The organism is Stappia indica (genome assembly GCF_001696535.1).
Lineage (GTDB): Bacteria > Pseudomonadota > Alphaproteobacteria > Rhizobiales > Stappiaceae > Stappia > Stappia indica.
The window spans coordinates 1-24,047 of record NZ_MBQE01000006.1 but is presented as its reverse complement, the minus strand read 5'-3'; the positions used below and the strand labels follow the sequence as shown (position 1 = coordinate 24,047).

The following is a 24,047-nucleotide window of genomic DNA, read 5'->3' as shown; positions in this document are numbered from 1 at the left end:
TGGCGTCAGGCCGGCCTTGCCGGTGCCGCGCGCCAACCTTCCACGAACAGGCAGACGGCCGCCCTCACGGCGGCCGTTTCCATATCCAGCCGCCCGGTCAGCAGTCGGCACCAGGCGAAGCTGACCACCAGCTCGATGGCGAGGCGCGGGTCGACATGGGCCGCGATCTCGCCGCGCCGGAGGGCCCGCTCGACCATCTGCGCCGACTGGGCGAAGCGCTCTTCCATATAGGCGCCGAGCGCTTCCGCAGCGCTCTCATCGCTCTGGGCCTCGGCAATGACCGAACGGAACACCGGACCCGTCGGCGTGTCGCGCCAGTGACGGAAGAGCGAGTCGAGGAAGGCGGTCAGATCTTCCACCAGATCACCCGTATCGGGCGTGACGACGCCGTGCTTCTGGCGGTGATAGACGTCGAGCAGCAGGGCCGCCTTGCTCGGCCACCAGCGATAGATCGTCGGCTTGCCGGCCCGCGCCCGGCGGGCGACTGCCTCGATGGAAAAGCGCGCATAGCCGTCTTCGGCGAGAATGTCGGCCGCGGCCTGGCGGATCGCGTCGGCGCTTGCCGGATTACGCCGCGCCCCGGTCGAGGGGCGGGCGAGGGGCGCTGCGGCCGCGGCATCTCCCGCGCCGTCTTCCGTGGTGTCGTCGTCCCGCATCGCGTTTCCTCGAAGGTCCAGGTTTGCTGCCGCCTTCGGCACATGCTCTCGCGAGGCCCGTGCCATGCGGCTTCCTTGTTGCGTTCAGCCTTAGCACAGGGCTTGACTAAACGAAACGGCCCGTTTAGATAATGCGAAACGAAACGGCCCGTTTCGTATATTGAGGCCGAAAATCACGCTTTCGGGTCGCGTCTTTCCGGGAAGGGGGCTGCGACCTGACATGCTCTCGCCGCCGGGGACTTCCGCCGGCCCGCGAACGAGGAGACACATCCATGTCCGCCCGTGCTGCTTCCGCTCTTGCTTCCGATGTCCCTGCCGCCGCGCCGGGCCCGCGCATCCTGTCGCGGCCGCGTTTCGCGATGCTGGTGTTCGCCGGGGTCTATCCGCTGGTGACCGCGCTGCTTTATCTCGTCGCGCCGCTGACCCGCGGCTGGACGTTCTGGCAGCAGACGCTGGTGATCGTGCCGATCGTGGTCGTGACCATGGTCTGGGGTCTCATCCCCTTCCTGCACCGGCGGTTTTCCGCCTTCCTGCACCCGGTTCGCGGGCCCGCGGCAGGATAGGACTTGCGCGAGCGGTAGCGATGGGGCAAGGCTCGCGGCAGTCTTTCCGGCCCGCTTTTCAAGGGAGTGACCGATGTCCACGGCCGTCTCGCCGCTCGCCCCGAAATCCTATCCGGCGCTGCCAGCCGTCGCCGGCGTGCGCTTCGCAACGGCGCAGGCCGGGATCAAGTACAAGGGCCGCACCGACGTCCTGATGGTGCTGCTCGACGAGGGCGCGGATGTCGCCGGCGTGTTCACCAAGTCGCGCTGCCCGTCGGCCGCGGTCGACTGGTGCCGCGACAATCTCGCCGGCGGCCGCGCCCGTGCGCTCTTGGTCAATTCCGGCAATGCCAACGCCTTCACCGGTCGCAAGGGCCGCGAGGCGACGGAGCTTTCGGCGCGCTATGTGGCGGAAGCTGCCGGCTGCGCCATGGGCGAGGTGTTCCTCGCGTCCACCGGCGTGATCGGCGAGCCGCTGCCGGCGGAGAAGTTCGCCGGCGTCGTCGACACCCTGGTCAGCGAGGCCGAAGCCGGCGACTGGCAGGGCGCCGCGCGCGCCATCATGACGACGGATACCTTCCCGAAGGCGGCCTCGCGCACCATCGATCTCGGCGGCCAGACCGTCACGCTCAACGGCATCGCCAAGGGCGCGGGCATGATCGCGCCGGACATGGCGACGATGCTCTCCTTCCTCTTCACCGATGCGCCGATTGCCGCGCCCGTCCTGCAGGAGCTCTTGTCTGAGCAGGTCGGCGGGACCTTCAACGCCATCACCATCGACGGCGACACCTCCACCTCCGACACGGTGCTGCTGTTCGCGACGGCCAAGGCCGGCGGCGAGCGCGTCGAGCGGGCGGACGATCCCCGGCTTGCCGGTTTCCGCCAGGCGCTCGGCGAGCTGATGCGCGAGCTGGCGCAGCTGATCGTCAAGGACGGCGAGGGCGCACGCAAGTTCGTCTCCGTCACCGTGACGGGCGCGGAAAGCGATGCCTCGGCCAAGCGCATCGGCTTTTCCATCGCCAATTCGCCGCTGGTGAAGACCGCGATCGCCGGCGAGGACGCCAACTGGGGCCGTATCGTCATGGCAGTGGGCAAGGCCGGCGAACCGGCCGATCGCGACCGGCTGGCGATCTGGTTCGGCGACGTGCGCGTGGCCGTCGACGGCGAGCGCGATCCCAGCTACTCGGAGGCGGCCGCGTCCGCCGCCATGCGCGAGGAGGAGATCGCGATCCGCGTCGATCTGGGGCTGGGCGAGGGCAAGGCCACCGTCTGGACCTGCGATCTCACCAAGGAATATGTCGCGATCAACGGCGACTACCGGTCCTGAGGCGCGGCCTCCGATGCCGGACGACGCCCCTTCGCTGGATCTCGCGACGCTGAAGGCGCTCGAGGAAGCCAATCTCAACGGCTTTCCGAGCGAGCGCAGCGTCGTCGACGGGGCCTGGGTGGCGCGGCTGTCTCCCGGCAATCCGGCCCGGCGGGTGAACTCCCTCAACGTGATGGATCCGCTCGACGGCCGGGATGCACGGCAGCGGCTTGCCGAAATGCAGGTGCTGTTCGCCCGCAACGGCGTGCCGTTCCATCTGCGGCATACGCCCCTGACGCCGCCGGAGCTTGTCGAGATCGCCGACACGGAGGGCTGGACGCGCACCGGCGAAACGGATGTGTGGGTGCTCGAGCAGACCGACCTGACGGCCGGGGCCATTGCTGCTGACGGCAGCGACGGCATCCGGCCCGTCGATCTGGAAACCTTCATCACGGCCTTCGGGACGATAGGCGGGACGCGGGAGGAGGCGGTGACGATCCTCGCCCTGCAACGGCTGGCCGAGGCGCTCGGGCGGGTTGCCGTCAAGCGGCTGACCTTCCTGGCCGAGGACGAAGAGGGCGCGCCGCTCGGCGTGGTGCTGGCGGTCGCCGAGCGCGGCATGCTCGGCATCTACGACCTGGCGGTGCGGCCCGATGCCCGCCGGCAGGGGCTCGGTGCGCGGCTCGTTACCCGCTGCCTTGCCGAGGGCGCGGCGCGCGGCTGCCGCCTGGCCTGGCTGCAGGTGACGGCGGAAAACGCGGCTGCGCGGGCGCTCTACCGGCGGATCGGGTTTCGCCCGGGCTACGGATATCACTACCGCCTGCCGCAGGAAGCTGCCGGCATGGTGAGCAAAACCTTGCAGCAGCGTCCCGAAACGGAACGGGGAACCGGATGAAACTTCTGCTTGTCGCGGCCTGCGCGCTGCTCGATGCCGACAACCGCGTCCTGATCGCCCAGCGACCCGAGGGCAAGGCGATGGCCGGCTTGTGGGAATTTCCCGGCGGCAAGGTCGAGCCGGGCGAGCGACCGGAGGATGCGCTCATCCGCGAACTGGCGGAAGAGCTCGGCATCACGGTTAAGAAAGAGTGCCTCGCACCGCTCACTTTCGCCAGTCACGCTTATGAGGAATTTCACCTGCTGATGCCACTTTTCGTATGCCGACGATGGTCGGGCACGGTGGCGGGCCGGGAAGGTCAGGCGATCAAGTGGGTGCGAGCGGTGAGGCTACGGGACTACCCGATGCCGGCTGCGGACGAGCCCCTGATCCCGCATCTGATCGATCTGGCCTGACAAGCGGAAGATCCGCAGCCGCCACCGTTGACGCAGTCAGTACGGGACGCGGCAGATGCACGGACAGTTCGACAAGTTGCGCGATCGCGGCGACCAGTTCGCCGACCTCGCAGGCACCATGCGCCGCGACGAGGCGGGCGCCACCGCAATCGAATACGGCCTCATCATGGGGCTCGTCTCCTTCGCGATCATCGGTGCGCTGCTGAGCATTCAGGGCGTTCTGGGCGACGACGTCTTCGGTGTGGTCGCCTCCGCCTTCTCCAATATCTGATCACGATTGCCGGCCGCAGCGATGTCGCGCGGCCAACAAGTCTGCCCGAAGACCCGCGCCGTCACTCCGGCTGCGGGTCGTTGTTTTTCCGCTCCGCATCGATGACCGACAGGGCGTCGGCAAGGCTCGCCTTGGCCGAGCCCGGCTTCAGCGGCTTCTGCTGGCTTTCGTGCGGTGCCCATCCCGACAGCGAGACGAGATCGAACGTGGCGCGGATCCGGCCGTCCGGGTCGGCGTGGCGCTCGGCATAGATTTCCGCGGCCCGCGCAAGCGTTGCACGCGACAGCGGCGCGCGGCTGCGGTCTGCCAGGATGTTGGCCGCGCCCATCGCCCGAAGATCGCGCATGAGGGCGAACATGTCGCCGTAGCGCACCGTCAGGCGGTCGACATCGGCCACCGGCAGGGCGAAGCCCGCCCGCTGCAGCAGCGCGCCGAGTGCCCTGGTATCGGCGAAGGGAACGACATGGGGCGTTGCCCCGCCCAGCGTCTCCAGCTCCGCCAGCATGAAGGCGTCCTTCAGCTCGAACAGGGTGTCGCCGCCGAGCAGGTTGGCGAGGAACAGCCCGTCCGGGCGCAGGGACCGGCGGATCTGGATCAGTGCGCCGGGCAGGTCGTTGACGAGATGCAGCGACAGGGCCGAGGCGACGAGATCGAGCGAGGCGTCGGCAAAGGGCGGGAAGGCATCGTCGGCGACGAGCGTAGCGCCCGGCACGGAGCGGTCCTCGACCAGGAGATCGGCGCGCAGCACGGTGCCGACACGGCCCGAAGCGGCAAGGGCCACTGAGACATGCCCGCGATGGCCGCCGAGATCGACGGCCAGCGGAAAGTCGCGGCTGACCGCGGCCAGCCGCTCGCCGAGATCGGCCGCGGCATTGGCCAGCAGGAAATCCGCATCGCCCGAAGTGGCGGCAAGACGCTCCAGCGCGCGGGTGCGTCGCCGGGCGAACAGGCGCCGGTCGAAGATCTCGGGTCGCTGGCTGTGTGACACGTCTGTTCCAGTCCTGTGCGGGGTGCGCGGCCGCTCGATGAGGGCGCGTCACAGGTAGCGCCGGGAGGGGCGCGGGATCAAGGGGCGGGGTGCCCGCGCAGGTGCACCCAAGGGGCGTTTCGCGTTTCGATTGCATTGCGCGCCACTTGCGCGTTCACTTGTGCCAGAAAAGCTCGGGCGGCAAGGCAGGCGGGAGAATGGCGGGCAGCGAAGCGATAGCAGACGGCAACCGGATCGGCAGGCGGGTCGGCGGCAAGGCTGTGGCGCGCGTCTTCGCGGCTGCCGGGCGGCGCGCGCTCGACCTTCTGCTGCCGCCGACCTGCCTTGCCTGCGATGCCATCGTCGGACAGGAGGCGACGCTCTGCCCCGCGTGCTGGGACGGGATGCCGTTCCTGGCGCCGCCCTGGTGCGAGCGTCTCGGCCTGCCCTTTGCCTACGATCTGGGGCCCGGTGCCCTGTCGCCGCAGGCGATCGCCCGCCCGCCGGCCTTCGACAGGTTGCGCGCCGTTGCCGCCTATGAAGGACCGGCGCGGGTGCTGGTGTCGCGACTGAAATATTACGACCGGCCGTCGATGGCCGGGGCGATGGGGCAGTGGATGGCGCGGGCCGGCAGCGAGCTGTTTGTCCCGCGCGAAGACGAGGCGGGGCCGCCTGTCATCGTGCCGGTGCCGCTGCATCGCCTGCGGCTGTGGGGCCGGCGCTACAACCAGTCCGGCCTGCTGGCGCGCGAAATGGGCCGGGCCGCGGGGCTGGAGGTCGCGCCGCAGGCACTGATCCGGCGCAAGCGCACACGCCAGCAGGTCGGTCTGGACGCGGCGGCGCGGGCGCGCAATGTCAGCGGCGCCTTCACGCTGACGCCGCAGGGGCTGATGGCGATCTCCGGACGGCGGGTGGTGCTGGTCGACGACGTCTACACGACGGGGGCGACGGTCGGCGCGGCGACCCGCGCCCTGCTGCGCGAGGGTGCGACGGCGGTGGATGTGATGGTCTTCGCGCATGCGGGGGCGGATACCCCGCTCGGCTGACGACTTGCGGCGAAGGCGAAATGGTCAATATATGCAGGGAAGAGAAATCGCGCCGGCTTCGCGACAGGGACGGCGTGCGGGCTTTCGGGACGGCAGGACGGATATCATGGCAGTGGAGATCTATACGCGGCAGCTGTGCGGTTATTGCGCCATGGCCAAGCAGCTCCTGCAGAAGAAGGAGGTGGCGTTTCGCGAGTTCGACGCGACCTACAGCCCGGAGCTGCGCAAGGAGATGATCCAGCGGGCCAGCACCGGGCGCGGCGGCACGACCTTTCCGCAGATCTTCATCGGCGACACCCATGTGGGCGGCTGCGACGACCTGATGGCGCTGGAGCGCGAAGGCCGGCTCGACGCGCTGCTCGCTGCGAACTGAGTCGGACGGGCGCCCGGCAAGCGGACTACGGAAAGACAGGCGGACGTCATGAGCAAGGCAACGGACGGCACACTCGTCGCGGCTGTGATCCAGATGCGCAGCGGCCGGGACGTTGCGGCCAATATCGACGCGGCAACGCAGCTGATCCGGCAGGCGGCGGCGGACGGCGCCACCTATGTCCAGACGCCGGAAATGACCAACCTGCTGGAGCGCAGCCGGGAGGATCTGTTCGTCAAGATCCGTACCGAGAGGGAAGATCCTTCGGTGGCGGTCTTCGCGGCGCTGGCCGCCGAACTGCAGATCGTGCTGCATGTCGGCTCGCTGGCGATCCGCACGGGCGCGGACAAGGCCGCCAATCGCGGCTTCCTGTTCGGCACCGACGGGGCGCTGCTTGCCCGCTACGACAAGATCCACATGTTCGACGTCGATCTGGCGAATGGCGAGAGCTGGCGCGAATCGGCGACATACCAGCCGGGGGATGAGGCACGGGTGGTGCAGGCCGCCGGCACGCTGATCGGGCTCGGTATCTGCTACGACATCCGGTTTCCGGCGCTGTTCCGGGCCCAGGCGGGCGCGGGCGCGCGCGTGCTTACCGCGCCGGCCGCCTTCACCCGGCAGACGGGCGAAGCGCATTGGCACGTGCTGCAGCGGGCGCGGGCCATCGAGAACGGCGCCTTCGTCGTCTCGGCCGCGCAAGGAGGCCGCCACGAGGACGGGCGCGAGACCTATGGCCACAGCCTCATCGTCGCGCCCTGGGGCGAGGTGATCGCCGAGATCGACAACGACGCGCCCGGCTATGCGCTGGCGGAACTCGATCTCGCGAAGGCCGACGAGGCTCGCCGGCGGATCCCCGCCATCGCCAACCAGCGCGAGTTCTCGCTTGCCGGGCTGCGTGACACGGAGGCCGCCGAGTGATCCGCTACGCGCTGCGCTGCAAGGCCGGCCACGGGTTCGAAGGCTGGTTTCGCGGGCTCGAGGACTTCGAGACGCAGAAGGCGAGCGGGCTTCTTGCCTGCCCGGCCTGCGGCTCCGGCGAGGTCGACAAGGCGTTGATGGCGCCTGCGGTCTCCACCGCGCGCAGCAAGGAGGCGCGGGCCGAAAAGGCGGCGGCATCGGTCCGCCAGGCTCGAGCGGGAGAGACCGCGGAGCCGGCACAGGTGCCGGCGATTGCCGCACCGCGCACACCGGAGCAGGTGGCGCTGATGGAGAAGCTGCGGGCGCTGCGGGCGGAGCTGACCGCCAATGCCGAGGATGTCGGCACGGCCTTTCCGGAAGAGGCGCGCAAGATCCACTACGGCGAGGCGGAGGCACGCGGCATCTATGGCGCCGCCTCGCGCGAGGATGTCGGCGAATTGCTGGAAGAAGGCATCGCCGTGATGCCGCTGCCGGTTCTGCCCGAAGACCGGAACTGACGCTCTTCCGCCCTTTCTCCCCCTATCCGATGTTTCCCAGGACGCCCAGCAGCCTGCGCGCCTGATCCGGCCCGTCGCCGGGCAGTGCCGCGTCGATCTCCGCATGGACCGAACGCCAGACCGGGACCGCGGCGATCAAGGTCTCGTGCCCCTTCTCGGTGAGGATCAGCAGCCGGCTACGCCGGTCCTTCGGATCGGGACGGGAGGCGACCAGGCCGTTGCGCTCCAGCGGCTTCAGCGCGGCGGTCAACGTCGTGCGGTCCATGGCCAGAAGGCGCGCCACCGGGCCGAGCGGCGGCGGATCGGGCCGGTTCAGCGACATCAGCAGCGAAAACTGTCCGTTGGTGAGGCCGAAGGGCTTCAAAGCCTCGTCGAAGCGGCGCGCCAAGGCGCGTGCTGCTCGCTGCGCGTGCAGGCACAGACAGGTGTCGCGCACCTCCAGCGTCGTTTCGAAAGGGAGCCTGTTTGACATGATCTAAATATGTTGATATCAACCTTTTTGTCAACGGGAACCTGCCGTTCGATCGGGCTTGTTCACAAGCTTCGCAAGAATGGCGAGCTGGGACAGGGCGAGCGGCGGGGTGGGGGCAGACCAAGGAGTTTTGCGTGACCAAGATGTTGTTTCTCAATCTACCGGTATCGGATCTCAATGCCGCCATCGCCTTCCAGAAGGCGCTGGGCGCGACGCAGGACATGCGGTTTTCCGACGAGCGGTCGGCCGCGATGGTCCATTCGGACAGCATCGTGGTGATGCTGCTGACGCATGAGCGGTTCTCGGATTTCACCGGCAAGGCGATCGTCGACGCCCGCAGCCAGGTCCAGGGCCTGTTCGCCCTGTCCGTCGGCAGCCGCGACGAGGTCGATGCGCTGGTTGCGGCCGGGGTCGCGGCCGGAGGCCGGGCAGATCCGGGGCCGGTGCAGGATCACGGCTTCATGTACGGCCGCAGCTGCGAGGACCCCGACGGCCATATTTTCGAGCTTTACTGGATGGATCAGGCCGCACTGGCGCAGATGTAGCCGGCGGACGGTTCGCCCTGACTGACTTCCCCCCACAAGCAAGAGATCGGGAGACACGGACATGAGTGCAATGGGGTATGTCGATGGTTTCGTGGTCGCGGTACCGGCGGCCAACAAGGACAGCTACCTGAAGCTGGCGGCGAAGGTCGCCCCGCTGTTCCGCGAATTCGGTGCTACCCGCGTCGTGGAATGCTGGGGCGACGACGTGCCGGATGGCAAGGTCACGGATTTCCGGGGTGCCGTGAAGGCGACGGAAGACGAAATCGTCGTGTTCAGCTGGATCGAATATCCGTCAAAGGAGATCCGCGACGCCGCGGTCCAGAAGATGATGAGCGACCCGCGGATGAAGGAGATAGGCGAGACCATGCCCTTCGACGGCAAGCGGATGATCTTCGGCGGCTTCGCACCGATTCTCGACGCCTGACAGGCAAGACGAGCGCCTCTCGCCCGCAGGCGGAAGCCGTGCGGGCGAGAGGGCATCGCAAATCCAGGATCGGGAGGAGATCATGGCAACCATCATCCAGCATCTGTGGTTCCGGGAGGATATGGCCGGGGCACTCGAAACCTACACCCGGCTCATTCCCGGCTCGGCCGTCGAATGGACATCGGCGCTGCAGGCGGAATCGCCGTCGGGCCCGCCCGGCAGCGTGAAGATCGCCGCCTTCCGGCTCGGCGACCAGCGCTACCGCGCCATCGAGACGGAGGCGCCCTGGAGCTTCAATCACACGTTCTCGGTGATGGTGGAGTGCGAGGATCAGGCCGAGATCGACCGCCTGTGGGAGGGGCTCTCGCAGGGCGGCGAAATCCAGCAATGCGGCTGGCTGCGCGACCGCTGGGGCCTTTACTGGCAGATCACGCCGCGCCGGCTGACCGAACTGATGAGCGATTCCGACCAGGCGGTCGTGAGGCGGGTCTCGGAAGCGATGATGTCCATGGTCAAGATGGACATTGCCGGGCTGGAAGCTGCCGCCGCGGGCAAATAGGACCCGGTCCGGCCGGTCAGGCGCTCAGCCAGGTCCGCATCAGGGCGGTCACGGCATCGGGAGCCTCCACCGTCGGCAGGTGCCCGGCGCCGAACACCCTTTCCAGACGGGAGCGGGGGATCAGGCCCTGCATCTCGCGTGCGAGCTCAGGCGGCGTCAGCCGGTCGCCTGCTCCGACGACGATGGTGGTCGGGCAGGCGATGTTCCCCAGCGAGGGACGTGAATCCTCGCGGGCCAGAATGGCCTTTTCCTGCCGCACGAAGGCCTCCGGACCGGTGGCTTGCGCCATCTGCATGACGAGCTGGCGCAGCGCTGCGTCCTCCTGCCGGTCCTCGTGAACGAAGAGCGGAAACAGCGAGGGCGTCACCTGGTCGAACTTGCCGCTTTCGGCAAGGCCGATCAGGCGGCGGCGGTTCGCCGTCTGCTCGGCGGTATCGGCCCGCGCCGAGGTGTCCAGCAGCATCAGCCGCGTCACCCGTTCGGGGGCCCGGCGCATCACCTCCATCGCGATGTAGCCGCCCATCGACAGGCCGGCGAGTGCGAACCGGGGCGGTGCCTCCGCCAGCAGCCGCGTGGCGATGGCCGCGATCGTCTCGTCCTGCCGGTGATCGGCGACCTGTACCTGGACCCCGTCGCGGGCCAGCTCGCCGATCTGCGGCGCGAACAGCGCTTCGGTGCAGAGCAGGCCGGGAACGAGAACGAGGGGATCCATCGGCGGTGTCCTTGTGTCGGGGCGTTCGTGCGGTCTGCGGCGCGGCGTCAGGCCGGCCGCGAGAACAGCATCATGTAGTTGACGTCGGTGTCGGAGGTTTCCTGCCAGCGGTCGCGCAGCGGATCGAAGGAAACGCCGCAGCGCTCCATCTCCTGCAGGCCGGCCGCAGTCAGCGGCTCCAGCAGTTCCTGCGGACGCACCAGCTTCTCGTAGGTGTGGGTGCCGCGCGGCAACCAGCGCAGGACGACCTCCGCCCCGACGATTGCCAGCGCATAGGCCTTCAGCGTGCGGTTGATCGTCGCGACGAACATCAGCCCGCCCGGCTTCACCAGCTGCGCGCAGGCGTCGAGATAGAGCGGCACGTCGGCGACATGCTCGACCACTTCCATGTTGAGGACGACGTCGAACTTCTCGCCGGCCGCCGCAAGGGCTTCCGCCGTTGTGGCGCGGTAGTCGATGGCAAGGCCGGAACTGGCGGCGTGGATTCTCGCCACCTCGATATTGGTCGACGAGGCGTCGGCGCCGGTGACCGAAGCCCCAAGGCGCGCCATCGGTTCGCTGAGCAGGCCTCCGCCGCAGCCGATGTCGAGCAGGCGCAGACCGGAGAAGGCATCCGGCGCCTTTTCGTCGCGGCCGAAATGGGCGCTGACCTGCCGTTTGATGTAGGCGAGGCGCACCGGATTGAACTTGTGCAGCGGGCGGAACTTGCCGGCCGGGTTCCACCATTCGGCGGCCATGGCCGAGAAACGGGCGACCTCGGCGTCGTCGATCGTGGTGCCGGATCCGCCGGCGACGGTTTCTGCGGCGCTCATGCTGCTGTCCTTTCGGTTTTCCCTAAGAGGTTTGGTCGAGTGTCGCAGGCTCTTTGTCAAGCGTGGCAGTTGCGGCGGCGGGCCGCAGTCTGTATGGATGGCGCCCGATCCGGCCCGCTGTCCCGGCGGCCGACCTTCACCTTCTCGAAGACGACTCAACACAGCTCATGGCCCGTCTGGTTCTCAAGTTCGGCGGCACGTCCGTCGCAAATCTCGAACGCATCCGCAATGTGGCGCGGCATGTGAAACGGGAGGTCGATGCCGGCCATCAGGTGGCGGTCGTCGTCTCCGCCATGTCGGGCGAGACCAACAAGCTGGTCGGCCTGTGCCGCGAAGCCTCGCTGCTGCACGACGCCCGCGAGTACGATGCGGTGGTGTCGTCCGGCGAGCAGGTGACGAGCGGCCTTCTGGCCATCGTGCTGCAGGACATGGGCGTCGAGGCCCGCTCCTGGCAGGGCTGGCAGATCCCGCTGAAGACCGACGCGCAGCACGGCGCGGCGCGCATCACCGACATCGACGGCAGCAAGCTGATCGAGCGGCTGGAAAAGGGCCAGGTCGCGGTGGTCGCCGGCTTCCAGGGCGTTGCGCCCGACAACCGTATCGCCACGCTCGGGCGCGGCGGCTCCGACACCAGCGCCGTTGCGCTGGCCGCCGCCATCCGCGCCGATCGCTGCGACATCTACACGGATGTCGACGGCGTCTACACCACCGACCCGCGCATCGTCTCGAAGGCCCGGCGCCTGGAGCGCATCGCCTTCGAGGAAATGCTCGAGATGGCCTCTCTCGGCGCCAAGGTGCTGCAGGTGCGCTCGGTCGAGATGGCCATGGTTCACGGAGTTCGCACCTTCGTGCGCTCCAGCTTCGACGACCCGGATGCGCCGCAGCTCGGCGCGGGCGGCCTGCCCCCGGGAACACTCATCTGCGACGAGGACGAGATCGTGGAACAGCAAGTCGTAACCGGCATCGCCTTCGCGAAGGACGAGGCGCAGATTTCCATCCGCAACGTGGCCGACAAGCCCGGCGTCGCCAGCGCCGTCTTCGGCTCGCTGGCCGATGCCAACATCAATGTCGACATGATCGTCCAGAACATTTCGCCGGACGGGCGCACCACCGACATCACCTTCACGGTGCCGGAAAGCGACTACGACCGGGCGTTCGCGGTGCTGCGCGACAAGAAGGACCTGATCGGCTACCAGGCGATCGAGGGCGCGCGCGACGTGGTCAAGGTGTCGGTGATCGGCATCGGCATGCGCTCGCATGCGGGCATCGCCGCCCGCTGTTTCCAGGGCCTCGCCGAGAAGGGAATCAACATCCGCGCCATCACGACGTCGGAGATCAAGATCTCTGTTCTCATCGATTCCGCCTATACCGAGCTTGCGGTGCGGACTCTCCATTCGCTATACGATCTGGACGGGTAAGCGATCCGCGGCACCTGCCGCGTCGCGACGCGGGCTTTCGGGCCCGCGGGCCCATGACGGTGGTGCGGAAAGGATCTGACGGGTGATGCGGAGCACTCTCGCCGGGCCGCGCGTGCTGTTGCGGCGCCTCCGCGAGGTCATGGCGGAGCCGATCAACGCACAGGAGCGGCTCGACAAGATCGTAGTCCTGATCGCGGCCAACGTGGTGGCCGAGGTCTGCTCGGTCTATATCCTGCGTGCCGATGGCGTCCTCGAGCTCTATGCGACCGAGGGCCTCAACCGCGATGCCGTCCACAAGACCAGCCTGAAGGTCGGCGAAGGCCTTGTCGGCCTCATCGCCGCCGATGCGCGGCCGCTGAACCTGCCGAACGCCCAGGCCCATCCCGCCTTCGCCTATCGCCCGGAAACGGGGGAAGAGGCCTACAATTCCTTCCTCGGCGTGCCGATCCTGCGCGCCGGGCGGACGCTGGGCGTTCTCGTCGTCCAGAATCAGTCGCACCGGACCTATTTCGAGGACGAGGTGGAGGCGCTGCAGACCACGGCGATGGTGATCGCCGAGATGGTTGCCGCCGGCGAACTGGAAGCCATCGTCCAGCAGGGCACCAGGCTCGACCTGACCCGTCCCATGCATTTCCAGGGCGTTGCCCTGTCCGACGGCGTCGGCCTTGGCCATGTGGTGCTGCACGAACCGCGCGTCGTCGTCACCAATCTCATCGCTGAGGATGCCGGCGCCGAGCTGGAGCGGCTGGAGCGGGCGATCAACCGGCTGCGCATCTCGCTCGACGACCTGCTGAATTCCGGCGACTTCGCCCAGCACGGCGAGCATCGCGATGTGCTCGAGGCCTACCGGATGTTCGCCCATGACCGGGGCTGGATCCGGAAGATCGAGGAAGCGATCAACAACGGCCTGACCGCCGAGGCGGCGGTGGAGAAGGTGCAGTCGGACACGCGCGCCCGGATGCTGCGCCAGACCGACCCCTATCTGCGCGAGCGGCTGCACGATCTCGACGATCTCGCCCATCGCCTGATCCGCGAGCTCATGGGCCGCCAGCACGGCCCGCTGTCGGAGAGCCTGCCGCAGGACGCGGTGATCATCGCCCGCAACATGGGCGCGGCGGAACTGCTCGACTATGGCCGCGACCGGGTCCGCGCCATCGCGCTGGAGGAGGGCGGTCCGACCAGCCATGTCACCATCGTCGCGAGGGCGCTGGGCATCGCGGCGGTGGGACTTGCCGACAATCTCGTCAGCCTCGCCGAGGCCGGCGATCCGATCATCGTCGACGGCGAGAGCGGCCAGGTGCACCTGCGACCGGCGCCCGACATCGAGAACGCCTATGCGGAGAAGGTCCGCTTCCGGGCCCGCCGGCAGGCGCAGTACCGCCGGCTGCGCAACAAGCCGTCGATCAGCCGCGACGGGGTGGACATCTCGCTGCAGCTGAATGCCGGCCTGCTGGTCGACCTGCCGGCCGTTGCCGAATCGGGGGCGAGCGGCGTCGGCCTGTTCCGCACCGAGCTGCAGTTCATGGTCGCCTCCGCCTTTCCGCGGATGAGCGAGCAGCGCGACTATTACCGCCAGGTGCTGGATGCGGCCGGCGGACGGCCGGTGACCTTCCGCACGCTGGATATCGGCGGCGACAAGGTGCTGCCCTACCTGCGGGCGATCCAGGAAGAGAACCCGGCCATGGGCTGGCGGGCGATCCGCTTCGGCCTCGACCGTCCGGGGATCCTGCGCACGCAGGTCCGGGCCCTGTTGCATGCGGCCGCCGGGCGCGACTTGAAGCTGATGTTCCCGATGGTGACGGAAGTCGCCGAGTTCCACCGCGCCCGCGGCGTGGTCGAGCGCGAGCTGAAGCATCTGCGCCGCCACGGCTATCCGGTTCCCGAGCGACTGATGCTCGGCGTGATGATCGAGGTGCCTTCGCTCCTCTACCAGCTCGACGAGCTGTTCCAGGCGGTGGACTTCGTCTCGATCGGCTCGAACGATCTGTTCCAGTTCTTCAGCGCGGTCGACCGGGGCAACACCCGGGTTGCCGGCCGCTTCGACACGATGAGTCCGGCTTTCCTGCGGGCGCTGAAGCATATCGTCGACAAGGCCAAGGCCTATGCGACGCCGGTGACGCTGTGCGGCGAGATCGCCGGCCGGCCGCTGGAGGCGATGGCGCTCACCGCGCTCGGCTATCGCAGCCTGTCGATGTCGGCGTCCGCCCTCGGCCCGGTCAAGGCGATGGTGCGCACGCTCGATGTCGGACGGCTGGCGACACGCCTGCTGCCCCGCCTCGACGAGCCGGCAGCCGCCGCCGACATTCGCGGCTTCCTGCGCGCCTTTGCGTCCGACACGGACGTTGCCTTGTAGCGAGGCTGCCTCCCCAAAGGCCCGCCTTGCCCGCGAGGGCGTCTTTTCCCGAACCTTGAGGATCGCAACGCCATGATCCCGGCGGAAAAACTCGATGCGCTGCTGACGCGCGTCGCCGAACTCGAATACCGGATGAGCCAGAATCCGGACCCGCAGACCTATGTCCGCCTGTCGCGCGACTATGCCGAACTCGAACCGCTGGCCGCGCGCATCACCGCCCTGCGCAAAGGGGAGGAAGAGCTGGCGGGCGTCGAGGCGATGCTGGCTGACCCGTCCGCAGATGCGGAGATGCGCGAGCTTGCCGAGATCGAGTTCTACGCCTTGCGCGAGCGCGTCGAGGCGCTGGCGCAGGAGGTGCGCATCGGCTTCCTGCCCAAGGATGTGGCGGACGACCGCAACGTCATCCTGGAAGTGCGGGCCGGAACGGGGGGCGACGAGGCGGCACTCTTCGCCGGCGATCTTTTCCGCATGTACCAGCGCTATGCGCAGCTGAAGGGCTGGAAGGTCGAGATCGTTTCGGCGAGCGAGGGCGAGGTCGGCGGCTTCAAGGAAGTGATCGCGTCGGTGACCGGCGACCAGGTCTTCGCCCGGCTGAAGTTCGAATCGGGCGTCCATCGGGTGCAGCGCGTGCCGGAGACGGAATCGGGGGGGCGCATCCACACCTCTGCGGCGACGGTGGCGGTGCTGCCGCAGGCCGAGGACGTCGACGTGCAGATCAACGACGCGGACCTGCGCATCGACACGTTCCGCGCCTCGGGCGCCGGCGGCCAGCACGTCAACACCACAGATTCGGCCGTGCGCATCACCCATATGCCGACCGGCATCGTCGTGGCCGTCCAGGACGAGCGCTCGCAGCACAAGAACAAGGCCAAGGCCTTGCAGCTGCTGCGCGCCCGCATTTTCGACGAGGAACGCGCAAGGCTGGCGAACGAGCGAACGGAAGCGCGCCGGCTGCAGGTGGGATCGGGCGACCGGTCCGAGCGCATCCGCACCTACAACTTTCCGCAAGGCCGGGTGACCGACCACCGGATCGGCCTGACGCTCTACAAGCTCCCCGAGGTGATCAGCGGCGAGGCGCTGGACGATGTGATCGAGCCGCTGGCGCTCGACCATCAGGCGACCCTGCTGGCGGCAGAAGGGCTGTGAGCACGGGGCCGGGCGAGCGGCGGATCGGGTCGCTCTGCCGCGCGGCGCGGGCGCGCCTTGCCGCAGCGGGCGTGGAGACGGCGGCGCTGGACGCGCGGCTTCTGGTTGCTGCTGCTGCCGGCGTGGAGCCGGTCGTTCCCCTTACCGATCCCGACCGCGAGATGACCGATGCGGAGATCGCGCGGGCGCTCAGCCATATCGCGCGGCGGGCAGATGGCGAGCCGGTCGGCCGCATCCTGGGCCTTCGCGAATTCTGGGGTCTGACCTTCGCCCTGTCGCGCGACGTGCTGGAGCCGCGCCCCGATACCGAACGCCTGGTGGAGGCGGTCCTCGACTGGTGCGACGCGGGGAAGGGGCGCGATCATCCCTACCGCTTCGCGGATCTGGGCACGGGAAGCGGAGCGATCGCCATCGCCCTGCTCAGCGAGCTGCCGAATGCGGTTGCCGTGGCCACGGACATGGCAGCGGACGCGCTGGCGACGGCGCGGGACAACGCCCTGCGCAACGGCGTCGGCGGGCGGTTCGTGCCGTGTCAGGGGGACTTCGCCTCGATGCTTGCGCCGGGGATGGATTTCCTTGTCTCGAATCCGCCCTATATTTCCCTTACGGAAGAATCGCAGCTCTCCCGAGAGGTAAGAGAACACGACCCGCGTGCGGCCCTGTTTGCCGGCGAAGACGGGCTCGATGCCTATCGGGTGATCCTGCCTCAGACGCGTGCAGTGCTTGACCGATTCGCGCCGCTTTTCCTTGAAATCGGTGCGTCGCAGGCGGCCTCCGTTGCCGGACTGGCAAAAACTGCAGGTCTTGAAGATGTGCAAGTATTTCAAGATCTTGCCGGACTGGATCGGGTCGTGCGCGCGGCATGTGTTGCAAAATAGCGGCAGATATGGGGCTTGTGAAAAAGACGCTTGGAAAACCTGGCGGAAAGGGCTAGGTTCACCTCGCCGAGACCCGACGGGGGTGGCGTTCGAAGCCACGGGTAGGCAGTACGATAGTTTTCGTTCCGGCCAGATCTCGCATCGCACGACGGAACTAACCGTCGGCAAAGATGCCCGGTGGACCAGATGGTCCCGGGGTTGCTCGGCATCGGTCTGTTCAAGATGAACCCTTAAAATCCAGCGGGAATGAGCGGCGACTGTCGTCTCGCGTCCCGCCGAAGGTCTGTCTTGATCGGCCCACGCAACACAGGCCTTGTGCAGTTGCGTTTCATGGCGCCGGTCCCGATGGTGGACCGGACTCCTGACCGGATTTGCCGGTCGCCGTTCTTGAGAGTTAACGGCAGAATGAGACCAGGAAATCAGAGCAACAACAAGCGCATCCGCGGTCGTGGTGGCCGCAAGGGACCGAATCCGCTGTCGCGGACCTATGAGTCCAACGGCCCCGATGTGAAGATCCGCGGGACCGCGCACCACGTCGCCGAGAAGTATCAGCAGCTGGCGCGCGACGCCGCCGCTGCCGGCGACCGCGTGATGTCCGAGAACTATCTCCAGCACGCCGAGCATTACCTGCGCATCATCGCCGCAGCTCAGCAGAGCATGCATCAGCCCGTGGTCCTGCCGCGCGGCGACGAGGCAGAGGACGAGGCGGACGAGATCGAGGAGCGCAACGAGCGCGCAGAACGCGCCGAGCGCCATGACCGCAGCGAGCGGGGCGAGCGCGGAGAGCGTCATGACCGCGGCGAGCGCCGCGACCGGGATCGTGAGGCGGCAGCCCCTTCGGGCAAGTCGGTGATGCCGGTGGATGCTCCGCAGCCCTTTGTCGACGACATTCCCGTGATCAACACCAAGTCGCTGCCGGGCGAGAGCGCAGACAGCGACGATGACGGCGCCGAGGGCGAGGGCGAAGGCGACGACCGCAGCCGCCGCCGGGTGCGTGGCGCCCGCGGACGGGGCCTGCGCCGCAGCCGCTCGGCCCAGGGCGAGGGCGATGGCGCCGAAGAGACCGCGAACGGCAGCGCCCAGCCGGCAGCCGAGGCCGAGGCTTCGGCCGAAGCGACGGAAGAGAAGAAGCCGCGGGCCCGGCGCGCTCCGCGCGCCCGCAAGCCGGCGGAAGCCGAGCCGGCCGCGTCCGAGGCCTGATCCCTCGCCGGCACGGCAGGGCGCTTCGACGTCAGAGCAGAGTTTCGAGAAGGGGCCGCGGCAGATGCTGCGGCCCCTTTTGCGTTGGCCTTGCGCCTATCCGCACTCTCCCCCTCTTTTGTGCTCGAAATGCAACACTATATGCTGGGTACGGTCCTTGACGGGCCGTGCGGATGCCATGACGGGTCCGCATTCCGAAAAGGCCGCTTCGCTGCGGGGGGCGGCCGGATCTGGAGGTCATGATGGATTTCGAAAAATACACCGAGCGGGCGAGGGGCTTCGTCCAGTCGGCGCAGACCCAGGCGCTGGGACAGTCTCACCAGCAGTTCACGCCCGAACATCTTCTGAAAGTGCTCCTGGACGATCCCGAGGGGCTCGCGGCCGGTCTGATCGACCGGTCGGGCGGTCGTTCGCGCGACGTGCTTGCGGCAACCGAAAAGGCCCTTGCCGCCCTGCCGAAAGTCTCCGGCGGGGGCGGGCAGCTGTATCTGTCGCCGGCGCTGGCGCAGGTCTTCGACCAGGCCGAGAAGCTCGCCGAGAAGGCGGGAGATTCCTATGTCACCGTCGAGCGGCTGCTGGTCGCGCTGGCGATCATCAAGGACAGCGCTGCCGGCAAGGCGCTCGCCGACGGCGGGGTCACGGCCGTGCGGCTCAACGAGGCGATCAACGACCTGCGCAAGGGGCGCAAGGCCGACAGCGCCTCGGCCGAAGGCCAGTACGACGCGCTGAAGAAGTATGCGCGCGACCTGACCCAGGTCGCGCGGGACGGCAAGCTCGACCCGGTGATCGGCCGCGACGACGAGATCCGCCGCACCATGCAGGTGCTTTCGCGCCGGACCAAGAACAACCCCGTGCTGATCGGCGACCCGGGCGTCGGCAAGACCGCCATCGCCGAAGGGCTGGCGCTGCGCATCGTCAATGGCGATGTGCCCGAAAGCCTGAAGGACAAGAAGCTGCTTGCCCTCGACATGGGGTCGCTGATTGCGGGTGCGAAGTATCGCGGCGAGTTCGAGGAGCGGCTGAAGGCCGTGCTGTCCGAGGTCCAGTCGGCGGCCGGCGGCATCATCCTGTTCATCGACGAGATGCACACGCTGGTCGGCGCGGGCAAGGCCGATGGCGCGATGGATGCATCCAACCTGCTGAAGCCGGCGCTTGCGCGCGGCGAGCTGCACTGCGTCGGCGCCACGACCCTCGACGAGTACCGCAAGTATGTGGAGAAGGACGCAGCGCTCGCGCGGCGCTTCCAGCCCGTCTTCGTCGACGAGCCGACGGTGGAGGACACGATCTCCATCCTGCGCGGCATCAAGGAGAAGTACGAGCTTCACCACGGGGTGCGTATCACCGATTCGGCCGTGGTCTCGGCTGCGACCCTGTCGAACCGCTACATCACCGACCGGTTCCTGCCGGACAAGGCGATCGACCTCATCGACGAGGCGGCGAGCCGCCTGCGCATGCAGGTCGACAGCAAGCCGGAGGAACTGGACGAGCTCGACCGGCGGATCATCCAGCTGAAGATCGAGCGCGAGGCTCTCAAGAAGGAGACCGACCCGGCGGCCCGCGACCGGTTGGACAAGCTGGAAGGCGAGCTCGCGGACCTGGAAGAGGAATCCGACGCGCTCACCACCCGCTGGCAGGGCGAGAAGGAGAAGCTGTCGTCCGAACAGAAGCTCAAGGAGCAGCTGGAGCAGGCGCGCATCGACCTGGAAAAGGCGCAGCGCAAGGGCGATCTCGCCAAGGCGGGCGAGCTTGCCTATGGCGTCATCCCGGGGCTCGAACGGGCGCTTGCCGAGGTCGAGGCCCGCGGCGGTGCCGACGGCGCGATGGTCGAGGAGGCGGTGACCACGGACCATGTGGCCCATGTCGTCTGCCGCTGGACCGGCATTCCGGTCGACAGGATGCTGGAAGGCGAGCGCGAGAAACTGCTGCGCATGGAAGACGAGCTGGCACGGCGCGTCATCGGCCAGCAGGAAGCGGTGCATGCGGTGTCCACCGCCGTGCGCCGGGCGCGCGCCGGCCTGCAGGACCCGAACCGGCCGATCGGCTCGTTCCTGTTCCTGGGGCCGACCGGCGTCGGCAAGACCGAGCTGACCAAGGCGCTGGCCGAGTTCCTGTTCGACGACGAGACGGCGATGGTCCGGCTCGACATGTCCGAATACATGGAGAAGCACTCGGTTTCCCGGCTGATCGGCGCGCCTCCCGGCTATGTCGGCTATGAGGAGGGCGGCGCGCTGACCGAGGCGGTGCGGCGGCGGCCCTATCAGGTCGTGCTGTTCGACGAGATCGAGAAGGCGCATGGCGACGTGTTCAACGTGCTGCTGCAGGTGCTCGACGACGGACGCCTGACCGACGGTCAGGGCCGCACGGTCGACTTCCGCAACACGCTGATCGTGCTCACCTCGAACCTGGGTGCCGAATATCTGGTGGCCCAGCCGGAAGGCGAGGACTCCTCGGCGGTGCGGGACCAGGTGATGGCCGTGGTCCGCTCGTCGTTCCGCCCGGAATTCCTCAACCGGCTGGACGATCAGATCCTGTTCCATCGCCTGCAGCGCTCGCAGATGGCGGCAATCGTCGACATCCAGCTCAAGCGGCTGGAGAAGCTGCTGGCCGATCGGAAGATCAGCCTGAAGCTGGATGCGAGCGCCCGCGACTGGCTGGCCGAGAAGGGGTACGACCCCGCCTATGGCGCAAGGCCGCTGAAGCGGGTGATCCAGCGCGAGGTGCAGGATCCGCTTGCCGAGATGATCCTGGGCGGGCGCGTTGCCGACGGTCAGACGGTGGAAGCGAGCGCCGGATCCGACCGCCTGCTCTTCCAGGTGGCGGGATCGGCAAGCGCCGCGGCCTGACCGGGCGCACTTTCCGCACTCGCAACGACAAAGGCCCGGGCAGCGATGCCCGGGCCTTTTTCATGTTCTCGACATGCCGCGCCGGATGGCGCGGCGTCCTCATCAGTTGATGGCGGCGGCGGAAGCCGAGGCGATGCGCGAGGGGCCGGCGGCGCGCTCGACCAGGGCGTCGATGCGCTCGCGCTCGCGGTTGAAGGCAGCCAGCAGGTCGCCTTCCAGCACGCGGCCGCGCGGCAGGCGGATACGCATCGGGTTCACGAAACGGCCGTTCACCTTGACCTCGTAGTGCAGGTGCGGGCCGGTCGACAGGCCGGTGGAGCCGACATAGCCGATCACCTGGCCCTGGCGCACCTTGACGCCCTCGCGGATGCCGTCGGCAAAGCTGGTCTGGTGGCTGTAGGTGGTCTCGTAACCGTTGGCGTGCTGGATCTCGATGCGCTGTCCGTAGCCGGAGACCCACCGCGCCTTGGTCACGACGCCATTGCCGGCGGCCATGATCGGCGTGCCGCGCTGGGCCGACCAGTCGACGCCGCTGTGCAGGCGCATCACGCCGACGATCGGGTGGCGGCGCATGCCGAAGCCCGAGCGATACTGGCCGCCCGACAGCGGCTTGCGCATCAGGAACTTCTTCGCGCTCTTGCCGGTCTCGTCATAGAAGTCGACGAGACCGTCGTCCGGCGTGCGGAACCGGTAGAAGCGGCGGACCGTGCTGCGGGTGGTCAGCGCGGTGTAGAGGATCTCGGCCGGCACATTGTCGCTGTCCTGCTCGAGCCCGTAGAAGACCTCGAAGGAATCGCCCGGCTTCACCCGCGACTTGAAATCGACGTCGAAGGAGAAGATGCGCACCAGATCGGAGATCATCTCCGGCTGCATCTCCTGTTCCAGAGCCGTCTGGTACAGACTGTCGTAGATCGTCGGCGTGGTGCCGGCATAGCCGACGCGGTCGGCTTCGGCAAAGGCATCCGCCAGGAACGTGTCCGGCGCCTGGGCGGCGACGAACTCGCCGGTGTCCGAGCGGGCGATCGTGGCGCGGTGTTCGGTATCGGCATAGAGGCTGACGCGCTGCGGCTGCAACCGGCCGGTCTCGTCGGGGCTCGGGGCAAGCGCGATGCGGAGCCGCTGGCCGGTGTCGAGCTTTTCGATGCCGAATTCGCGAACGAAGGCGTCGACGATGCTGGCCGCCTCTTCCTCCGTGGCGTAATTCGCCATCAACTCTTCCTGGAAGCTCTCCTCGCCCGTGACCGGAACGATCTTCTCTTCCATGCCGGCATAGATGTCGGATGCTTCGCTCTTGGAAACGAAGGAGACGTTCTCCGGCGTGATCCGCACGGTGAGGCGCGACAGTTCCGGCTGCTGGGCAAGGTTGAAGTCGAACCGGCCGGGATCGATGACCGGACCGCTGGCCTCGCTCACCGAATTGCCGGACAGGAAGTGCGCCGACTGGCGCACGAACTGCTCGATCTCCATTTCCTCGTAGCCGCCATCGTTGGTGGCGAGCGGATTGTCGACCGGAAAGTCCCGGGTGCTGATCGTCACTTCGCCTTCGACGCGAGCATCATAGACCGCGTCGGTGACGGCGCGGGCCGGAATGACGTTGGCATCGGAGAAGAGCTGCAGCGGATTGAAGGGAGGAATTTCCTCGGAGGCCTCGCGCGATGCGCGGGTCGCAAGGGTCGCGGTCACCAGCGCGTAGGGACGCAGCTTGATGTGATCGCGGCCGTCGATGCGATTGAGCGTCGAGACCGGAATGACGTGCCTGTTGGAATACTGGGCGGCGGCGCGAATGACGCGGTCGCCCTTGGCCGAACCGTTGCCGCCGACGACGCGGGAGGTCGTCGCCTCCGGCTGGTCGCCACGCGAGGGGGCGGCCGAGACCTGGTACTGCCCGTCGAGCGCGGCGAAGAGCGCGCCGCCCATCAGGGTCACCGAGGTGAGGCCGGTCAGGACCGAGCCGGTCAGCCAACGCAGGCTGACCCTGCGACGGTCCGGAAGCTGATCGCGCTCGTCATGGACCATGAGGGGCGGTTCGTCGCCAAGGTCCAGAGAGTTGCGGTGTGTCGCGCCGAGATGCATTCCGTCCTTCTCGTCGTGCTCGAAAGCCACCGCCATCGCCCATCGGCGCAGCAGCCGCTACGTTCCTTCTTGCGGGTCGCGTTTGCGGCCCGTCCCTGCTTCTCGCAGCCATACGCCTGCCCCGGCGCCCGGCGCGATGCCTGTCCTTGAGGGGGGCCGCGGGAAACCTCCCGGGCGAGCCCGAACCTTTCAAAAGAATCCGCGCCCGGCAAGGGCAGCGACCGGCACTTCGCACTTTGGCGAGAGCGGTGCTGCGCCCGATATCCCGTTACGGCGCAGGCGGCATCATAGGAACCCCGAAGGACAAGAGCAATCTGGCGTATTTGTGACATGCCCTGCCACAATTGCCGAGGGGGTGTCGCATTCGGCACCGGGATGCCGGCGGCTGCCGGCCGGCCCGCTGGCGCGGCCACGCAAAGATATCGGGCGCCCGTGCTTGGATGTCTGTGCTGGGGCTCCGTTGAGGGCGCCCGCCCACGCGTACACGCGCGCGCTTATAGAAGCTCGCTGCACGATTGAGGATTGCGAACCGGGAGACGGCGACAAAGCCTCCCTCTGCCGACTTCCGGATCTGCAGGCCAATCGGGCCGGCTGGCGGACGGCGGGCGGCGCAGTGGAGGAGGCCTTGCGGGCAGATGAGGTGCCGGTGCGATGCGGCCCGTGCGTCGTCCTTGCCCGTGGCGGGGGAGGGCATGCGGGGGGCAATGGCCGGAAAAAGCCACTAGATGACGCCCACGGTGACTGCCTGG

The 24,047-nt window shown here is 68.0% G+C and carries 24 protein-coding genes; 18 read left to right on the top strand and 6 right to left on the bottom strand.

The window, feature by feature from the left end; genetic code table 11:
* Positions 1-5 precede the first annotated feature (5 nt).
* Positions 6-656 (bottom strand): TetR/AcrR family transcriptional regulator, encoded by a 651-nt coding sequence (locus BBX35_RS20215; protein WP_067224106.1) that lies wholly within the window; start codon positions 654-656, stop codon positions 6-8.
* A 272-nt stretch (positions 657-928) separates the two neighbouring features.
* Between BBX35_RS20215 and BBX35_RS20210 the strand changes: the two genes are divergently transcribed.
* From BBX35_RS20210 to BBX35_RS20190, 5 genes are all read left to right on the top strand, one after another.
* The gene (locus BBX35_RS20210) at positions 929-1,219 is read left to right on the top strand and encodes a putative antibiotic biosynthesis monooxygenase (protein WP_244271682.1); all 291 of its coding nucleotides are present in this window, start codon (positions 929-931) and stop codon (positions 1,217-1,219) included.
* A gap of 73 nt (positions 1,220-1,292) precedes the next feature.
* On the top strand, positions 1,293-2,525 hold the full coding sequence (gene argJ, locus BBX35_RS20205; RefSeq protein WP_067224104.1) for a bifunctional glutamate N-acetyltransferase/amino-acid acetyltransferase ArgJ: 1,233 nt from the start codon (positions 1,293-1,295) through the stop codon (positions 2,523-2,525).
* Positions 2,526-2,538: 13 nt separating this feature from the next.
* On the top strand, positions 2,539-3,399 hold the full coding sequence (locus BBX35_RS20200; RefSeq protein WP_067224103.1) for a GNAT family N-acetyltransferase: 861 nt from the start codon (positions 2,539-2,541) through the stop codon (positions 3,397-3,399).
* Entirely contained in the window at positions 3,396-3,794 is a 399-nt protein-coding gene (gene mutT / locus BBX35_RS20195; protein WP_067224101.1) for an 8-oxo-dGTP diphosphatase MutT, read from the top strand. The genes BBX35_RS20200 and mutT overlap by 4 nt, the downstream gene beginning before the upstream one ends.
* 55 nt (positions 3,795-3,849) lie before the next feature.
* Positions 3,850-4,065 (top strand): Flp family type IVb pilin, encoded by a 216-nt coding sequence (locus BBX35_RS20190; RefSeq protein WP_067224099.1) that lies wholly within the window; start codon positions 3,850-3,852, stop codon positions 4,063-4,065.
* A 61-nt stretch (positions 4,066-4,126) separates the two neighbouring features.
* Here the strand turns inward: BBX35_RS20190 and BBX35_RS20185 are convergent, their stop codons facing one another.
* Positions 4,127-5,053 (bottom strand): methyltransferase domain-containing protein, encoded by a 927-nt coding sequence (locus tag BBX35_RS20185; RefSeq protein ID WP_171901500.1) that lies wholly within the window; start codon positions 5,051-5,053, stop codon positions 4,127-4,129.
* A gap of 197 nt (positions 5,054-5,250) precedes the next feature.
* On the opposite strand from BBX35_RS20185, the gene BBX35_RS20180 reads away from it, so the two are divergent.
* The 4 genes from BBX35_RS20180 (at position 5,251) to BBX35_RS20165 (ending at position 7,863) form a co-directional block, all read left to right on the top strand.
* Positions 5,251-6,078, top strand: a complete 828-nt coding sequence (locus tag BBX35_RS20180) for a ComF family protein (RefSeq protein ID WP_067224097.1) — start codon at positions 5,251-5,253, stop codon at positions 6,076-6,078.
* 103 nt (positions 6,079-6,181) lie between these two features.
* Positions 6,182-6,451 (top strand): glutaredoxin 3, encoded by a 270-nt coding sequence (gene grxC / locus BBX35_RS20175; RefSeq protein ID WP_067224747.1) that lies wholly within the window; start codon positions 6,182-6,184, stop codon positions 6,449-6,451.
* Positions 6,452-6,499: 48 nt separating this feature from the next.
* Entirely contained in the window at positions 6,500-7,366 is an 867-nt protein-coding gene (locus tag BBX35_RS20170; protein WP_067224095.1) for a carbon-nitrogen hydrolase family protein, read from the top strand.
* The gene (locus BBX35_RS20165; protein WP_067224093.1) at positions 7,363-7,863 is read left to right on the top strand and encodes a DUF1178 family protein; all 501 of its coding nucleotides are present in this window, start codon (positions 7,363-7,365) and stop codon (positions 7,861-7,863) included. The genes BBX35_RS20170 and BBX35_RS20165 overlap by 4 nt, the downstream gene beginning before the upstream one ends.
* A 22-nt stretch (positions 7,864-7,885) precedes the next feature.
* On the opposite strand, the gene BBX35_RS20160 is transcribed toward BBX35_RS20165, so the two are convergent.
* Positions 7,886-8,335: a MarR family winged helix-turn-helix transcriptional regulator gene (locus BBX35_RS20160; RefSeq protein WP_067224092.1), complete on the bottom strand. Its 450-nt coding sequence runs from the start codon at positions 8,333-8,335 to the stop codon at positions 7,886-7,888.
* Positions 8,336-8,478: 143 nt separating this feature from the next.
* Between BBX35_RS20160 and BBX35_RS20155 the strand changes: the two genes are divergently transcribed.
* From BBX35_RS20155 to BBX35_RS20145, 3 genes are all read left to right on the top strand, one after another.
* Positions 8,479-8,880 (top strand): VOC family protein, encoded by a 402-nt coding sequence (locus tag BBX35_RS20155; RefSeq protein ID WP_341871226.1) that lies wholly within the window; start codon positions 8,479-8,481, stop codon positions 8,878-8,880.
* 70 nt (positions 8,881-8,950) lie between these two features.
* Positions 8,951-9,304 (top strand): DUF1428 domain-containing protein, encoded by a 354-nt coding sequence (locus BBX35_RS20150; RefSeq protein ID WP_067224089.1) that lies wholly within the window; start codon positions 8,951-8,953, stop codon positions 9,302-9,304.
* An 82-nt stretch (positions 9,305-9,386) separates the two neighbouring features.
* On the top strand, positions 9,387-9,863 hold the full coding sequence (locus BBX35_RS20145) for a VOC family protein (RefSeq protein ID WP_067224087.1): 477 nt from the start codon (positions 9,387-9,389) through the stop codon (positions 9,861-9,863).
* A gap of 16 nt (positions 9,864-9,879) precedes the next feature.
* On the opposite strand, the gene BBX35_RS20140 is transcribed toward BBX35_RS20145, so the two are convergent.
* Together BBX35_RS20140 and ubiG are read right to left on the bottom strand one after the other, a co-directional pair.
* Positions 9,880-10,575 (bottom strand): alpha/beta fold hydrolase, encoded by a 696-nt coding sequence (locus BBX35_RS20140; protein ID WP_067224086.1) that lies wholly within the window; start codon positions 10,573-10,575, stop codon positions 9,880-9,882.
* A gap of 47 nt (positions 10,576-10,622) precedes the next feature.
* On the bottom strand, positions 10,623-11,387 hold the full coding sequence (gene ubiG, locus BBX35_RS20135) for a bifunctional 2-polyprenyl-6-hydroxyphenol methylase/3-demethylubiquinol 3-O-methyltransferase UbiG (protein ID WP_067224084.1): 765 nt from the start codon (positions 11,385-11,387) through the stop codon (positions 10,623-10,625).
* 167 nt (positions 11,388-11,554) lie between these two features.
* Between ubiG and BBX35_RS20130 the strand changes: the two genes are divergently transcribed.
* The 6 genes from BBX35_RS20130 to clpB all read left to right on the top strand — a co-directional run bounded on the left by BBX35_RS20130 (position 11,555) and on the right by clpB (position 21,225).
* Positions 11,555-12,805 (top strand): aspartate kinase, encoded by a 1,251-nt coding sequence (locus tag BBX35_RS20130; RefSeq protein ID WP_067224082.1) that lies wholly within the window; start codon positions 11,555-11,557, stop codon positions 12,803-12,805.
* Positions 12,806-12,890: 85 nt separating this feature from the next.
* Complete coding sequence (ptsP, locus tag BBX35_RS20125; protein WP_067224081.1) at positions 12,891-15,158, top strand: phosphoenolpyruvate--protein phosphotransferase; 2,268 nt, start codon at positions 12,891-12,893, stop codon at positions 15,156-15,158.
* A gap of 72 nt (positions 15,159-15,230) precedes the next feature.
* A complete protein-coding gene (gene prfA / locus BBX35_RS20120; protein ID WP_067224079.1) occupies positions 15,231-16,304 on the top strand; it encodes a peptide chain release factor 1 in 1,074 nt (357 codons plus the stop codon).
* Positions 16,301-17,182: a peptide chain release factor N(5)-glutamine methyltransferase gene (gene prmC / locus BBX35_RS20115; RefSeq protein WP_067224077.1), complete on the top strand. Its 882-nt coding sequence runs from the start codon at positions 16,301-16,303 to the stop codon at positions 17,180-17,182. Before prfA ends, prmC begins: the two co-directional genes overlap by 4 nt.
* Before the next feature lie 405 nt (positions 17,183-17,587).
* A complete protein-coding gene (locus BBX35_RS20110) occupies positions 17,588-18,382 on the top strand; it encodes a DUF4167 domain-containing protein (protein WP_083206485.1) in 795 nt (264 codons plus the stop codon).
* A gap of 242 nt (positions 18,383-18,624) precedes the next feature.
* The gene (gene clpB / locus BBX35_RS20105) at positions 18,625-21,225 is read left to right on the top strand and encodes an ATP-dependent chaperone ClpB (protein ID WP_067224744.1); all 2,601 of its coding nucleotides are present in this window, start codon (positions 18,625-18,627) and stop codon (positions 21,223-21,225) included.
* Between the two features lie 102 nt (positions 21,226-21,327).
* On the opposite strand, the gene BBX35_RS20100 is transcribed toward clpB, so the two are convergent.
* The gene (locus BBX35_RS20100) at positions 21,328-23,334 is read right to left on the bottom strand and encodes a M23 family metallopeptidase (RefSeq protein WP_208979893.1); all 2,007 of its coding nucleotides are present in this window, start codon (positions 23,332-23,334) and stop codon (positions 21,328-21,330) included.
* Positions 23,335-24,047: the final 713 nt, after the last annotated feature.

Excerpts from the sequence above, each read along its gene's own strand:
- BBX35_RS20215 (WP_067224106.1), bottom strand. The coding sequence starts at position 656 with ATGCGGGACGACGACACCACGGAAGACGGCGCGGGAGATGCCGCGGCC.
- mutT (WP_067224101.1), top strand. The coding sequence starts at position 3,396 with ATGAAACTTCTGCTTGTCGCGGCCTGCGCGCTGCTCGATGCCGACAAC.
- BBX35_RS20155 (WP_341871226.1), top strand. The coding sequence starts at position 8,479 with ATGTTGTTTCTCAATCTACCGGTATCGGATCTCAATGCCGCCATCGCC.
- BBX35_RS20130 (WP_067224082.1), top strand. The coding sequence starts at position 11,555 with ATGGCCCGTCTGGTTCTCAAGTTCGGCGGCACGTCCGTCGCAAATCTC.
- BBX35_RS20170 (WP_067224095.1), top strand. The coding sequence starts at position 6,500 with ATGAGCAAGGCAACGGACGGCACACTCGTCGCGGCTGTGATCCAGATG.
- BBX35_RS20190 (WP_067224099.1), top strand. The coding sequence starts at position 3,850 with ATGCACGGACAGTTCGACAAGTTGCGCGATCGCGGCGACCAGTTCGCC.
- argJ (WP_067224104.1), top strand. The coding sequence starts at position 1,293 with ATGTCCACGGCCGTCTCGCCGCTCGCCCCGAAATCCTATCCGGCGCTG.
- BBX35_RS20110 (WP_083206485.1), top strand. The coding sequence starts at position 17,588 with ATGAGACCAGGAAATCAGAGCAACAACAAGCGCATCCGCGGTCGTGGT.
- clpB (WP_067224744.1), top strand. The coding sequence starts at position 18,625 with ATGGATTTCGAAAAATACACCGAGCGGGCGAGGGGCTTCGTCCAGTCG.
- BBX35_RS20180 (WP_067224097.1), top strand. The coding sequence starts at position 5,251 with ATGGCGGGCAGCGAAGCGATAGCAGACGGCAACCGGATCGGCAGGCGG.
- BBX35_RS20160 (WP_067224092.1), bottom strand. The coding sequence starts at position 8,335 with ATGTCAAACAGGCTCCCTTTCGAAACGACGCTGGAGGTGCGCGACACC.
- BBX35_RS20145 (WP_067224087.1), top strand. The coding sequence starts at position 9,387 with ATGGCAACCATCATCCAGCATCTGTGGTTCCGGGAGGATATGGCCGGG.
- BBX35_RS20210 (WP_244271682.1), top strand. The coding sequence starts at position 929 with ATGTCCGCCCGTGCTGCTTCCGCTCTTGCTTCCGATGTCCCTGCCGCC.
- prfA (WP_067224079.1), top strand. The coding sequence starts at position 15,231 with ATGATCCCGGCGGAAAAACTCGATGCGCTGCTGACGCGCGTCGCCGAA.
- BBX35_RS20140 (WP_067224086.1), bottom strand. The coding sequence starts at position 10,575 with ATGGATCCCCTCGTTCTCGTTCCCGGCCTGCTCTGCACCGAAGCGCTG.
- ubiG (WP_067224084.1), bottom strand. The coding sequence starts at position 11,387 with ATGAGCGCCGCAGAAACCGTCGCCGGCGGATCCGGCACCACGATCGAC.
- BBX35_RS20150 (WP_067224089.1), top strand. The coding sequence starts at position 8,951 with ATGGGGTATGTCGATGGTTTCGTGGTCGCGGTACCGGCGGCCAACAAG.
- BBX35_RS20100 (WP_208979893.1), bottom strand. The coding sequence starts at position 23,334 with ATGGCGGTGGCTTTCGAGCACGACGAGAAGGACGGAATGCATCTCGGC.
- BBX35_RS20200 (WP_067224103.1), top strand. The coding sequence starts at position 2,539 with ATGCCGGACGACGCCCCTTCGCTGGATCTCGCGACGCTGAAGGCGCTC.
- ptsP (WP_067224081.1), top strand. The coding sequence starts at position 12,891 with ATGCGGAGCACTCTCGCCGGGCCGCGCGTGCTGTTGCGGCGCCTCCGC.